Raw genomic sequence first — 13,848 nt, 5'->3', positions numbered from 1 at the left:
TGTGTGCACTATCCACTCAACTGAGGATCCACCATGAGTCATTTCCGTCCGGTTGAATTACACCATGCCAGCCGACTGTTAAATCACGGTCCAACGGTCTTGATAACCAGTCGTGATGAAAATACGCAGCGGCGAAATGTGATGGCGGCGGCGTGGTCCATGCCCGTTGAGTTTGACCCGCCGCGTATTGCCATTGTGGTGGATAAGACCGCCTGGTCGCGTGAACTCATTGAACGTAGCGGCATGTTTGGCATTGTCATTCCCGGCGTGGCGGCAACTAACTGGACCTACGCGGTGGGCAGCGTTTCTGGTCGCGTGGAAGATAAATTTAACTGCTACGGTATTCCGGTAGTCAAAGGTCCGGTGCTGAGCTTACCGCTGATAGAGGCTAAATGCCTGGCGTGGATGGAGTGTCGCCTGCTGCCTGCAACATCTGCGCAAGAGAAGTATGACACCCTGTTCGGCCAGGTTGTTTCCGCTGCAGCGGACGATCGCGTCTTTGTCGACGGACGCTGGCAGTTCGATGATGACAAACTCAACACCCTGCATCATCTCGGTGCGGGCACCTTTATCACCAGCGGAAAACGCATTACTGCAGGTGAGTGATCGGAACGGATGACAGCCCCCCTGTCATCCACGTTTTTTTATTCTACTTTTTCTTAAAACTTCCAAAAAAAACAATTGGATAAAACAGCCACCGTGACCTTGCCGATTCATTCATGTGAATTATAGTTAAGTTTGCTCTAATTCAAATATTTAACCAAAACGCTATCCGTAGACACCGCACGTCCTGAAGTCTCTGAGAGGATTTACGATGCAACTTAATAGAATCGCACAAAGTTTACTCCTGGCTGGGTTATTAACATCGTTTGCCGTCCCTGTTATGGCTGCTGAAGCGCCAAAAGACGCCACTGCCGCCACGCAACAGGCCAACAATGCGCTATACAATCAACTGCCCTTCTCTGATAACACCGACTTTACTGACGCCCATAAAGGCTTTATCGCCCCGATTCCTCAGGAGGTGATTAAAGGTGAGCAAGGTAACGTGGTCTGGAACCCGCAACAGTACGCCTTTATTAAAGAAGGTGATAAATCACCGGATTCGGTTAACCCAAGCCTGTGGCGACAGGCTCAGCTAATCAACATCAGCGGACTGTTTGAAGTAACGGATGGCGTCTACCAGATCCGTAACCTCGATTTGTCGAACATGACGATTATCGAAGGTAAAGAAGGCATCACCGTGGTTGATCCGCTGGTCTCTGCTGAAACAGCTAAAGTAGGGATGGATCTTTACTTTAAAAACCGGGGTAACAAACCGGTTGTAGCGGTAATTTACACCCACAGCCACGTTGACCATTATGGCGGCGTACGCGGCGTTGTTGATGAAGCCGACGTGAAAGCGGGCAAGGTGAAGATTTATGCGCCAGCTGGCTTTATGGAAGCCGCGGTGGCAGAAAATATCATGGCCGGTAACGTCATGAGCCGTCGCGCCAGCTATATGTACGGTAACCTGCTAAAACCGGACGCCAAAGGCCAGGTCGGCGCGGGACTCGGCACCACCACCTCTGCGGGCACGGTTACTCTGATTGCACCCACCAATATCATTGAGAAAGATGGGCAAAAAGAAGTTATCGACGGTCTGACCTATGATTTCATGTTGGCACCAGGCTCTGAAGCCCCGTCGGAAATGCTGTGGTACATCGAAGAGAAAAAGCTGATTGAATCTGCCGAAGATGTCACCCATACCCTGCACAACACCTACTCGCTGCGCGGCGCTAAAATCCGTGAACCGCTGCCGTGGTCAAAATACATCAACGAAGCGATTGTGCGCTGGGGGGACAAAGCTGAAATCCTGATGGCGCAGCACCACTGGCCAACCTGGGGTAACGACAAGGTCATGACACTGCTGAAAAGCCAGCGTGACTTGTACCGTTACATCAACGATCAAACGTTACGTATGGCCAACGAAGGTCTGACCCGTGACGAGATCGCCGCGAACTTTAAACTGCCGGACTCGCTGGCACATACCTGGGCCAACCGGGGCTACTATGGCTCTGTTAGCCACGATGTGAAAGCCACCTACGTGCTGTATCTCGGCTGGTTTGACGGCAACCCGGCAACGCTTGATGAATTGCCACCGGAAGAAGCCGCGAAGAAATTCGTCGACTATATGGGCGGTGCCGATGCTATTTTGCAAAAAGCGAAAGCCGACTATGACCAGGGTAACTACCGCTGGGTGGCGCAGGTCGTGAGCAAAGTGGTGTTTGCCGATCCGAACAACCAGGCCGCGCGTAATCTGGAAGCCGATGCGCTGGAACAATTAGGCTACCAGGCTGAATCCGGACCGTGGCGTAACTTCTACCTCACCGGCGCACAAGAGTTGCGTAACGGCGTGATCAAAGGGCCAACCCCGAATACCGCCAGCCCGGATACCGTCCGCGCGATGACGCCAGAAATGTTCTTTGACTATCTGGCCGTGCATATTAACGGGCAGAAAGCGGGCGACGCGAAATCGGTATTCAACATCGACCTCGGTAGCGACGGCGGTAAATACAAGCTGGAGCTGGAAAACGGCGTGCTAAACCACACCGCCAATTCTGAAGCCAAAGACGCAGACGCAACTATCACGCTCAACCGTGACACGTTGAACAAAATCATCCTTAAGGAAGTGACGCTGAAACAGGCTGAACAGAGTGGCGATGTGAAGGTGACCGGTGACGGCGCTAAACTTGATTCTATGCTGGGCTACATGGATAAATTCGAGTTCTGGTTCAATATCGTTACCCCTTAAACATAACGTACAACGGGCGGATTATCCGCCCGTTTTCTCTCACATACTGTAACCCGGTTTTTTAATCAGCGTATCCATGTGCGGTGCGATTTCCCTATCCCACACCTGCTGCCAGGCTTTTGGGTCAACCTCATTGAGCGCGACGCTCACCGAGCTGTCTTTACTTTGCAGATGGCGAACGATCACCTCGGTAATCTCCGCCGCCAGCGCGGATTTTTGTTCGTCATTCAAATCGCGGGGAAAACATTTAATATCAACGTGCGGCATAGCAGGTTCCTTATTATTGTCTTTACGCGGACTCGCGTACGATAAGATGAAATCCGACATCGATAATATCGTCTTCACGAGGAATGTGCTCAATTCTGTCGGCGAGCAGCGAGGCGGCACGCTGTCCAATGGCGCGGCGGTCTACGCTGACGGTGGTAATTGCCGGGCGATTGCTAGCGGCAAAATCAAGATCGCCAAAGCCCACCACTGCTAAATCGTGTGGTACCGCCAAACCACGGCTTTCCGCCTCCATAATTGCCCCCTGCGCGAGGGTATCCGAGCTACAGACAATCACATCAAATTCGCTTTCGGCAAAAAGCTGCGTCAAGCCACTGCGTCCCAACGCCAGCGAAGCCGGAAGCGGCACATCCACCTGCGGCACCGTGGTAATGCCATGGCGACTCAACACATCACAGAGTCCGTGTTTACGCTGACCTGCGCGGCGATCGGCGGTCCATAACAGGCCCGGGCGACGATAACCTTTTGCAAGGAGATAGTCAGCCACCGCCTGCCCAACTTTTTCGTGCGAGAACCCCACCAGCATATCGATGGGGGTTGGCGTCAAATCCCAGATTTCCACCACCGGGATGGCGGCGTTGAGGATCACTTTTTTCAGCTCAACGGTGTGGTGGATACCCGTGAGCACCACGCCGTCCGGTCGACGAGAAAGCAGCGTCGCTACCAGCTCGGCTTCGGTTTGCTGCGTATACCCAGCCACGCACAGCAAGATGTGATACCCACGTTCAGCCAGTTCGTCGCTCAGCGACTGAATGGTATCGACAAACATATTGTTGTTAATTTGTGGGACCACTACCGCAATCAGTTTGCTGCGACGTGAGGCCAACCCCCCCGCCAGTGCGTTGGGAATATATCCGGTGGCGCGAACGGCCTGCATCACCTTTTCTACTGTTTTCGGGCGCACCATTTGCGGGGTATTCAGCGCCCTGCTTACGGTCATTGGCGATAATCCCGCGGTGCGGGCAACATCTTCCAGCGTTGGTGCGCGGGGAGGTCTGGAATTTTTCACGGTTGATGCCTTTGTAAAAATCGCCGATGGATTTGTGCATTATTCATCATGATTTCAGCCATTGCCAGCATCCCTGGTACATAACGCAGAGAAAACAGCAGCTTAGTGAAATAACACCATGTGAAATGTTAGCGCCATCATAATGATTTGTGCATTTTCACACAATGCATTGGAATGTGATGCTGTTTATAAAAACAGCCCCTTTTATCTCCGCATTTGTGATCGATTGTTCAAATCAGAAGCAATTTACTGGCGTAATGATTGCGCCATCATTAAAAATGTTAGCGCAATCATTTTATAACCACCAGGAGAGAACAAGATGTCACTAAGTGCGAATTCCGATGCCGTAACTTATGCCAAAACGGCCAACGCAAAAACAGCGGCTGAAACAGGCGACCGTATTGAGTGGGTAAAACTGTCTCTGGCCTTTCTGCCGCTGGCAACGCCAGTCAGCGATGCTAAAGTGCTCACCGGTCGCCAGAAACCGTTAACTGAAGTCGCCATTATCATCGCTGAGATCCGCAGCCGTGACGGATTTGAAGGGGTGGGATTTAGCTACTCGAAGCGCGCAGGCGGTCAGGGTATTTATGCGCATGCCAAAGAGATCGCCGATAATCTGCTTGGCGAAGATCCGAACGATATAGACAAGATCTACACCAAATTGCTGTGGGCCGGCGCTTCCGTTGGCCGCAGCGGGATGGCGGTCCAGGCCATCTCCCCTCTCGACATCGCCCTGTGGGATATGAAGGCCAAGCGCGCGGGCCTGCCGCTGGCAAAACTGCTGGGCGCACATCGCGACTCCGTTCAGTGCTATAACACCTCCGGAGGATTCCTGCATACGCCGCTGGATCAGGTGCTCAAAAACGTGGTTATCTCCCGCGAAAACGGCATTGGCGGCATCAAACTGAAAGTCGGTCAGCCAAACTGCGCCGAAGATATTCGTCGCTTAACCGCGGTGCGTGAAGCGCTGGGCGATGACTTCCCGCTGATGGTTGACGCCAATCAGCAGTGGGATCGGGAAACCGCCATTCGCATGGGCCGCAAAATGGAACAGTTCAATCTGATCTGGATTGAAGAGCCGCTGGATGCCTATGACATTGAAGGCCACGCTCAACTGGCTGCTGCGCTTGATACACCGATTGCCACCGGCGAAATGCTGACCAGTTTCCGCGAGCACGAGCAGTTGATCCTCGGCAACGCCAGTGATTTTGTGCAGCCCGACGCCCCACGCGTGGGCGGTATTTCTCCATTCCTTAAAATTATGGACCTGGCGGCAAAACACGGGCGCAAGCTGGCTCCGCACTTTGCCATGGAAGTGCACCTGCATCTGTCCGCCGCTTACCCACTTGAACCGTGGCTGGAGCATTTTGAATGGCTGAACCCGTTATTCAATGAACAACTGGAACTGCGCGATGGTCGGATGTGGGTTTCAGATCGCCATGGTCTGGGATTCAGTATTAGCGAACAGGCACGCCGCTGGACGCAGTTAAGCTGTGAATTTGGCAAGCGCCCTTAACGTATCTGGCGGGGAATAATACCCGCCCTCTTTCCCTACAGAAACGCTCTCAAACCTAATAACAGGAGTGGGTGATGAACACAATAATAAAGCGCACTAAAGTGCGTTACAGTATTTTGATATTTCTGTTTCTGGCCACCGTATTTAATTATGCCGATCGTGCAACGTTATCCGTTGTCGCACCGATTATGAGTAAAGAGTTGGGTTTTGACCCTGAAGCAATGGGGCTGGCCTTTTCTGCATTTGGTATTTCATACGTCATTATGCAATTGCCAGGCGGCTGGTTACTGGACCGCTACGGCTCTCGCCTGGTGTACGGCTGCGCGCTGATCGGCTGGTCGCTGGTGACCATGTTTCAGGGCACCATTTATCTGTACGCCAGTCCGCTGATCGTATTGATTATCTTACGTCTGATGATGGGCGCTATCGAAGCCCCCGCCTTCCCCGCCAACAGTCGCCTGAGTGTACAGTGGTTTCCTAATAACGAGCGCGGGTTTGTCACCTCGGTTTATCAGGCAGCGCAATATATCTCGCTAGGCATTATTACGCCGCTGATGACCATCATATTGCATAATTTGAGCTGGCATTTTGTCTTTTATTATATCGGGGCAATTGGCGTTATTCTGGGTATATTCTGGCTGGTTAAGATCAGAGATCCGATGCATCACCCGAAAGTTAACCAGCAGGAACTTGACTACATTCGTGATGGCGGTGGCGAACCATCGTTGGGAAATAAGAAAGAACCACAAAAAATCACCTTTGCGCAGATTAAAAGCGTTTGCGTCAACAGGATGATGATCGGTGTTTATATCGGGCAGTTCTGTGTCACATCCATTACCTGGTTCTTCCTGACCTGGTTTCCGACTTATCTGTACCAGGCTAAGGGAATGTCGATTCTCAAGGTCGGGTTTGTCGCCAGTATTCCTGCGATTGCCGGTTTTATCGGTGGATTGTTAGGTGGCGTATTCTCTGACTGGTTATTGAAACGCGGCTACAGCCTGACGGTTGCCCGCAAGCTGCCGGTCATCTGCGGGATGCTGCTTTCCTGCGTGATTGTTATCGCCAACTACACCTCTTCAGAATTTGTGGTGATTGCCGCCATGAGCCTGGCATTTTTCGCCAAAGGTTTTGGCAATCTGGGCTGGTGCGTACTCAGCGATACCTCACCAAAAGAAGTGTTGGGCATTGCCGGAGGTGTGTTCAATATGTGCGGCAACATGGCCAGTATCATCACCCCACTGGTTATCGGCGTCATCCTTGCCAATACCCAGTCGTTTGATTACGCCATTTTATACGTCGGCTCGATGGGGCTGATTGGGCTGTGTTCGTATCTGTTTGTCGTCGGACCGTTGGATCGGATTACCCTGACGCCGTCCGTCGCGTGATTTAACCGTATGGCGATATTTCGCCCGCTGTTCCGGGACTTGCACTCCTGCGGAACAGCGTTTTTTTACGGCTAGGATTTGCTCAGCGCTCGCTGCATCGAGGTTAGCCATTTTCCCGCGGCACATAGCGCGTCCCGGTTCACAGCACCTTCGACAAAAACTGCTGCGTGCGCGTATGACGCGGATGATTCAGTACCTGCTCGCTGCTGCCCTGCTCGACGATTTTACCATCAACCATAAACACTACCTGATCCGCCACCTCCCGGGCAAAACCAATCTCGTGCGTCACCACCACTAACGTGGTACCGGACTTTGCCAGGCCTTTAATGACATCCAGCACTTCGCCCACCAGTTCAGGATCAAGCGCGGATGTCGGTTCATCAAACAGCATCACACGCGGGTTCAACGCCAGCGCACGAGCGATGGCGATACGCTGCTGCTGCCCGCCAGATAAATGGCGTGACCAGGCATCGGCTTTATGCCGCAAGCCTACCGCATCCAGCAGGGTTAATGCCCGCTCGGTAGCGGATTTCCGTGACGCGAGTCCGTGAACCACTGGCGCTTCAATCAGGTTCTCCAGTACCGTTAAGTGCGGGAAGAGATTAAAGTTCTGAAACACATAGCCCACATTAATGCGCTGGCGCAGAATATCCGCCTCTTTCAGTTCATACAGTTTGTCTCCCTGTCGGCGATAACCTATATAGTCGCCGTCGATCTGAATGAAGCCTTCATCGACGCGCTCCAGATGGTTGATTGCCCGCAGTAACGTGGATTTTCCCGAACCCGATGGCCCGAGAATAACCGTTACCGTACCAGGCGGGATCTCCAGCGACACGTCATCCAGCGCTTTATGGCGGCCGAAGGACTTGCTGACGCCAGTAATGGAAATATGGCCTTCAGGCGAGTGGGACATGGACGACCTCCTGAGGCGTAAGTTGACGGCGACCTTTAACTGCGCGGCTGACGCGGGTGGTATTGATGGCTGAGCGCCGTTCGCTGCGGGCCAGCGCGCGTTCAACCAGGTGTTGAATCAGCGACAGAACGCTGGTGATCGCCAGATACCACACCGCCCCAACCATCAGCAACGGGATCACCTCCTGGGTACGGTTGTAGATCATCTGGATGGTGTAAAACAGCTCCGGCATCGCCAGCACGTAAACCATCGCCGTGCCTTTCGCCAGGCTAATAATTTCATTGAAGCCGGCAGGCAAAATGGTGCGCAGCGCCTGCGGCAGGATAATGCGCAGCGTGCGTCGCCAGGCAGGTAAACCCAGCGCTGCCGCAGCCTCATACTGGCCGTGATCGACACCGAGAAATCCGCCACGAATAATCTCGGCGGTATAGGCGCTTTGCACCAGCGTCAAACCCACTACCGCGGTAGAAAACTGACCCAGTACATTGATGGTCGCGAAGCTGCCCCACTGAACGTGGGTGAAAGGAATGCCAATCGTCAGCGTGTCGTACAGATACGAGAAGTTGTATAAGATTATCAGCACCACGATCAGCGGCAGCGAGCGAAACAGCCAGATGTATCCCCAGGCCAGGCTATTCAGCAGCCACGATGATGAGAGACGTGCCAGTGCCAGCAATCCACCGAACACCACACTCAACAGTGTGCCGATAAGGGTCAGCAGCAACGTTTGCCCCAGACCGGACAAAATCACCGGGTCGAAGAACCAGCGGGCAAACACGCCCCACTCCCAACGCGGATTAAACGCCACCGACTGGATAATCACCGCCAGCACAAACAGCGCGACTATCGCACCTGCCGTGCGCATCGGATAGCGTGCCGGGACGACTTTGATGGTTTCCGTCGTTTTCATTTTTTCTCCTCAGGCAATTTTTGCCTGACCTGCGATGGTCAACAGTTTGGTAAAGCGCAGCCGACCGTCAAACGGCGGCAGGCTGTACTCTTCCGGGTTACGTGCAATATCAAATTGTGGATCGTACCCCTGACGCAAATAGAGCTGAACGGCCTCCGGTTGGCGAAACCCTGTCGTCAGGTAGATACGGCTGTAGCCCGCCAGTAGCGCCCGTCGTTCCAGTTCCTGTACCACGTGCGCCGCCAGCCCCTGCTTACGCAGGGTGCTTTGGGTCCAGATGCGTTTAATCTCAGCCGTGTCTTTGTCGTAAGGTTTGTAGGCCCCGGTGGCGATAATCTCGCCGTCGCGCTCCAGCACCACAAAGATCCCCTGCGGCGCCAGATACCATTCAGTCAATTCAACTTCAGCATCACGGGAAAAATAATCGCCATAGCGCGCGGCATATTCAGCAAACAGACCGTTCAGAATCGGCTGCAGTTCTGCCGCCTCCGGCGAGACCACGCGGAATTGATCGCTCACGTTACCTCCTTAGTCGCCTAAACCGGCCGGGTTGATTTCAGATTGTGGAATGCGTTCCACCCCCTCTCCCCAGCGATTCAAGACTTTGTCGTAGTCACCGTTGGCGATCACACCGTTAAGCGCGGTTTGCACCGGCTGTACCAATCCGCTGTCTTTTTTCAGCGTTACGGCGATATGCGCGGCCTTTGGCCAACCACCGTCGACGCTACCCACGAGTTGCGTTTTTCCATTGAGCGCTGCTTTCCACGCGCCGATAACGTTAGGGCCAAAATAGGCATCGGCGCGGCCTGACTGTAGCGCCAGCGTCTGGGCGGCATCATCCTTGGTATAGACTGGCGTAAACGCCGGTAACCCTTTCTTCAGGTTCTCTTCATTCCATGCCAGAAGAATGGCTTCCTGGTTGGTCCCGGAGCCGACAATAATGCGCAGCCCGGCGATATCTTTTGCCTGTTCAATTTTGGTCAACTTACTGCCGGTTTTGACGTAAAAACCGAGTGAATCTTTACGATACGTGGCGAAGTCGAACTTTTCTTTGCGCGCTTTGGTGACGGTAATATTGCTGATCGCAGCATCATATTTGCCGGAAGCTACGCCCAACGGCCAGTCTTCCCATGACGTTGGCACCACGTTCAGCTCCAGCCCCAGACTGTCGGCCACCAGACGGGCGATATCCGCCTCGCTGCCGATCAGCGTTTTATTGTCATCTGCAAACACCGTCAGCGGCGGCTGGCTCAGTCCGGCAATCGCCACCGTGAATTTACCCGGTACGGCCAGCTGCAGCCTGGCGGGCAACTGCGCGATCGCCTGCGCGTTTTTCACCGTGTTAATCGGCGTTTTATTGGCCTCCAGGCTTACGCCCGTGCCGTTGATGGTGACATCGTTTGCCCAGACGGAAGCGCTGAAAGCCAGGGACAGCGCCAAAAGTAATGATTTTTTCTGCATCGTATTTGTCTCTTATTGTGTGAATTGATTGGCAGGTGTCGCTAAGCCAAGGCTGGCACGCAAAGTCGTGCCGGGGTAGTCAAGACGGAACAGACCGCGCGCCTGAAGTAACGGGATCACCTGTTCAACAAAGCGTGGGAAGGTGTCCGGCGTGCCGCTCTGAATGATAAATCCGTCGGCGGCTCTCTCATCGAACCACTGCTGCAGGCCGTCAGCCACCTGTTCCGGCGTACCGCTAAAGCGGGGGCGTGGGCTGGCCGCTTCCAGCGCAGCCTGGCGCAGGGTTAACCCGCGCTCACGTGCATTGCGCTTGATTTCATCGGTGGTGCTGCGAAAACTGTTTTGCCCGAGATCGCCGAGCTCCGGGAACGGCGCATCAAGGGAATATTGCGCGAAATCGTGATGTTCAAAATAGCGGCCGAGGTAATTCAGCGCGTCGTTAATGGAAACCAGCGCTGCGGTGGTTTGATATTGCTGTTCAGCATCCTGCTCGCTGTCACCCACAATGACGCTGACGCCCTGGAAAATATGCAGGTCATCGTCACCCCGCCCCGCTATTTCTAACTGGCTTTTCACATCCTGATAAAAAGCTTTGGCCTCTGACAGTGATTCCTGATGGGTGAAAATGGCGTCAGCGTGTGTTGCTGCTAATTTCTTGCCATCCTCAGAAGCGCCAGCCTGAAATATAATCGGCCGTCCTTGTGGTGTACGGGCAATATTTAAGGGGCCGGCAACCTGGAAATAATCGCCATGATGATTGAGCGTATGCAGTTTCTGCGGATTAAAGAATTCACCGCTCGTTTTATTGCGGGTAAACGCATCCTCTTCCCACGAATCCCACAACCCTTTGACCACCTGCAAATATTCATCGGCAATACGGTAGCGTTGAGCATGTTCCGGGTGCTGCGCGCGCGAATAGTTCTTTGCTGAACCTTCCAGGGGCGATGTCACCACATTCCATCCAGCGCGCCCCTGGCTGAGATGATCGAGGCTGGCAAACTGTCTCGCGGTGGTAAACGGTTCGCTGTATGACGTTGAAACCGTGCCCACCAGTCCCAGATTGTTGGTGATGCTCGCCAGTGCCGACAATACCGTTAGCGGTTCAAAGCGATTTAAAAAATGTGGGATGGATTTCTCATTGATATACAAACCATCGGCAACAAAAATAAAATCCAGTTTGCCTTTCTCGGCAATTAATGCAGTGTCTTTGACAAACTCAAAATTAATACTGGCATCGGCAAGTGCTGCCGGATGACGCCATGCTGACATATTTCCGGAGGCACCATGCAGAATAGTGCCCAACCGTAATTGCCTTTTTTTAGCCATAGTACCCCCTACCCAACAGGTAAAATTAAAGGTGTGTGAATGCCGTTTTCGCTAAATGCGTAAAGTACTGCGCGGCGGGTTCAATTAATCGTTCGTCAGGATTAAATCCCGGATGGTGTAATCCGTATTCGCTGGCGCTGCCAATACTGACAAATGCCCCGGGCGTATTTTGCAGATAGACGGCAAAATCCTCTCCCCCCATATGCAGATCGGCATAGTGCGTCGTGTACCCGGAGGTTTTTGCCACCTCGGTGGCAATCTCTGCCCAGCGCGAATCGTTGACCAGCGCCGTGGGGCCCGCGTGCCAGATAACATCAATTTGTGCGCCAAAGGCGTGGGCAAATCCGGCGGCGATGTCATTCACCCGTGATTTGACCTGCTGCTGAACGACTGTGCGATGGGTTCTGAGCGTCCCTTCCAGCTCAACGGATTCTGGCAGCACGTTCCACGTGTTGCCGCCCTGAATACGGGTCACGCTCAACACCACTGAATCCAGCGTGTTAACCTCCCGGCTGGCCACGCCTTGCAACACCGTCACCAGTTGGCTGGCAAGCAGAATGGCATCTTTGCCTTCATGTGGCCGAGCGGCATGTGCGCCTTTGCCATGGATACGCAGCACGACACGATCGACGTTGGCATAAAATGCGCCGCCACGCGTGGCAAACTCACCCACTGGTAAGCCAGGCTCGTTGTGCATACCGAAAATCGCCGCTACGTTTTGTAGCGCCCCGGCGCGGATTAACGCTTTCGCGCCACCAAAGTTTTCTTCCGCAGGCTGAAACAGGATACGAACCCGCCCCGGTAATGCGCTTTCTTGCTGTTTCAACAACAGCGCAGCACCGAGCATGACGCTGGTATGCACGTCGTGTCCGCAGGCGTGCATGACCCCCGGCGTAACGGAGCGAAACGCCACATCGGCATTCTCTTCTATCGGTAAGGCGTCGATATCGGCCCGCAGGGCGATAACATCGTCTCCTCGCCCAACCTCAGCCACCAGACCGGTGCTCAGTTCAAAGGGCAAAATGTTGACGTCGGCAGCACGCAACCAGTCGCGAATACGTGCTGTAGTCGCCACCTCCTGTAAGGACAGCTCCGGATACTGGTGCAGTTCACGGCGCCAGCCGATAAGCGTCGAGGCCAATGACATCAGACGACCTCCACAGCGGAATGGGCCTGCGCCAACAAATGCAGCGATGTCAGACGCGCATGACCTTCTGCTAGCGGGGTATCGATAATAAATTCATCAATGCCGTACTGCGCGTGCAGGCTGTTCAGCTTTGCGGCCACATCTTCGGCCGTTCCGTGCAACAACGCCTGCGCTCGACGGGCAATTTTTCGTGGCACGCTACCCGCCTGTGCGGCGAATGCCAACGCCTGCTCTTCACTGGCCACCGTCACGCGTTGACCATCTTCCAGCTCAACGCCCCATATTTGTACGTTCTCCGCCAATTGCGCGGCAGTCTCCGGATTGTTCGCCACAATCACCTGCACGGCGACAATCGTCGGGCGCACACTGCTGGCTTGCCAGTAAGTCAGAACATCGCGTAGCAGCGCCGGATCACCGTTCAGGTGCGCGGCAAAGATGAAATTCCAGTCAGACTCGGCCGCCAACTGTGCGCTTGGCACGCTGGCCCCCAACACGAATCTTTGCGGCGGAGAGGGCGGGATCGGCGTCGGAAATACCGCGTGCCCGGTTTCCGTCCCGGTCAATGCCAGCCAGGCATCGAGCTGCGAAAGCTGCTCGGCAAAGCTGCCCTTTTCACTCTGATGTAGCCCCTGCTGGAGCGCCTGCGTTGACAGCGGTAGACCGCCTGGGGCTTTCCCCACGCCGAGATCAACGCGCCCTGGGGCCAGTGATGCCAGTAAATTGAAGTTTTCCGCTACTTTATACGGGCTGTAATGTTGCAGCATAACGCCACCAGAGCCAACGCGGATACGTTGTGTTTGGCCAAGGATCCAGGCGATCACCAGCTCCGGTGACGGACTGGCTAGCTGCGGCGTATTGTGATGCTCCGCTATCCAAAAGCGGTGGTATCCCCACGCCTCTGCCTGCTGTGCCAGCTGTAGCGTACGGGCAAGCGCAATGGCAGCAGTTTCGGTTTCCCCTACGGGGCTTTTATCGAGAATACTCAGGCGATATGACATGTTACAGGCTCACGATTGTTAACATGTCGTCATTATTAAATTATCAAACAACCATTCAGAAACATTTAATTCACATTTACTCAGCTAAAAAATCGCTAACCAACCTT

Annotated in this window: 11 protein-coding genes and 1 pseudogene; 4 read left to right on the top strand and 8 right to left on the bottom strand. The window is 53.9% G+C overall.

What is annotated here, in order from left to right; translation table 11 throughout:
- The first annotated feature begins 33 nt into the window (after window positions 1-33).
- Window positions 34-606 (top strand): flavin reductase family protein, encoded by a 573-nt coding sequence (locus AC3ITF_RS10520; RefSeq protein WP_117342803.1) that lies wholly within the window; start codon window positions 34-36, stop codon window positions 604-606.
- Between the two features lie 208 nt (window positions 607-814).
- Window positions 815-2,791: an alkyl/aryl-sulfatase gene (locus tag AC3ITF_RS10515; RefSeq protein WP_137363323.1), complete on the top strand. Its 1,977-nt coding sequence runs from the start codon at window positions 815-817 to the stop codon at window positions 2,789-2,791.
- A gap of 39 nt (window positions 2,792-2,830) precedes the next feature.
- On the opposite strand, the gene pptA is transcribed toward AC3ITF_RS10515, so the two are convergent.
- Together pptA and AC3ITF_RS10505 are read right to left on the bottom strand one after the other, a co-directional pair.
- Window positions 2,831-3,058 (bottom strand): tautomerase PptA, encoded by a 228-nt coding sequence (gene pptA, locus AC3ITF_RS10510; RefSeq protein ID WP_096757011.1) that lies wholly within the window; start codon window positions 3,056-3,058, stop codon window positions 2,831-2,833.
- 22 nt (window positions 3,059-3,080) lie between these two features.
- Complete coding sequence (locus tag AC3ITF_RS10505; RefSeq protein ID WP_249421706.1) at window positions 3,081-4,016, bottom strand: LacI family DNA-binding transcriptional regulator; 936 nt, start codon at window positions 4,014-4,016, stop codon at window positions 3,081-3,083.
- A gap of 388 nt (window positions 4,017-4,404) precedes the next feature.
- Here AC3ITF_RS10505 and AC3ITF_RS10500 point away from each other — a divergent pair, with 388 nt between their 5' ends.
- Both AC3ITF_RS10500 and AC3ITF_RS10495 read left to right on the top strand, forming a co-directional pair.
- The gene (locus AC3ITF_RS10500; protein WP_135912026.1) at window positions 4,405-5,601 is read left to right on the top strand and encodes an L-talarate/galactarate dehydratase; all 1,197 of its coding nucleotides are present in this window, start codon (window positions 4,405-4,407) and stop codon (window positions 5,599-5,601) included.
- Between the two features lie 74 nt (window positions 5,602-5,675).
- On the top strand, window positions 5,676-6,986 hold the full coding sequence (locus AC3ITF_RS10495) for an MFS transporter (RefSeq protein ID WP_135912025.1): 1,311 nt from the start codon (window positions 5,676-5,678) through the stop codon (window positions 6,984-6,986).
- Between the two features lie 139 nt (window positions 6,987-7,125).
- Here AC3ITF_RS10495 and AC3ITF_RS10490 read toward each other — a convergent pair whose 3' ends face one another.
- From AC3ITF_RS10490 to AC3ITF_RS10465, 6 genes and pseudogenes are all read right to left on the bottom strand, one after another.
- Entirely contained in the window at window positions 7,126-7,899 is a 774-nt protein-coding gene (locus AC3ITF_RS10490; protein WP_489176396.1) for an amino acid ABC transporter ATP-binding protein, read from the bottom strand.
- A complete protein-coding gene (locus AC3ITF_RS10485) occupies window positions 7,883-8,809 on the bottom strand; it encodes an amino acid ABC transporter permease (RefSeq protein ID WP_117342809.1) in 927 nt (308 codons plus the stop codon). The genes AC3ITF_RS10490 and AC3ITF_RS10485 overlap by 17 nt, the downstream gene beginning before the upstream one ends.
- Before the next feature lie 9 nt (window positions 8,810-8,818).
- Window positions 8,819-9,328 (bottom strand): GNAT family N-acetyltransferase, encoded by a 510-nt coding sequence (locus AC3ITF_RS10480; protein WP_115258469.1) that lies wholly within the window; start codon window positions 9,326-9,328, stop codon window positions 8,819-8,821.
- A 9-nt stretch (window positions 9,329-9,337) separates the two neighbouring features.
- A pseudogene (locus AC3ITF_RS10475) lies at window positions 9,338-11,596 on the bottom strand (NtaA/DmoA family FMN-dependent monooxygenase).
- A 25-nt stretch (window positions 11,597-11,621) separates the two neighbouring features.
- Window positions 11,622-12,743 (bottom strand): amidohydrolase, encoded by a 1,122-nt coding sequence (locus tag AC3ITF_RS10470; protein WP_115258466.1) that lies wholly within the window; start codon window positions 12,741-12,743, stop codon window positions 11,622-11,624.
- Entirely contained in the window at window positions 12,743-13,741 is a 999-nt protein-coding gene (locus tag AC3ITF_RS10465; RefSeq protein ID WP_153879580.1) for an MsnO8 family LLM class oxidoreductase, read from the bottom strand. The genes AC3ITF_RS10470 and AC3ITF_RS10465 overlap by 1 nt, the downstream gene beginning before the upstream one ends.
- Between the last annotated feature and the right edge of the window lie 107 nt (window positions 13,742-13,848).

The organism is Citrobacter sp. KH_055_1 (assembly GCF_057838705.1).
This window is presented reverse-complemented; position numbering and strand designations above follow the sequence as displayed.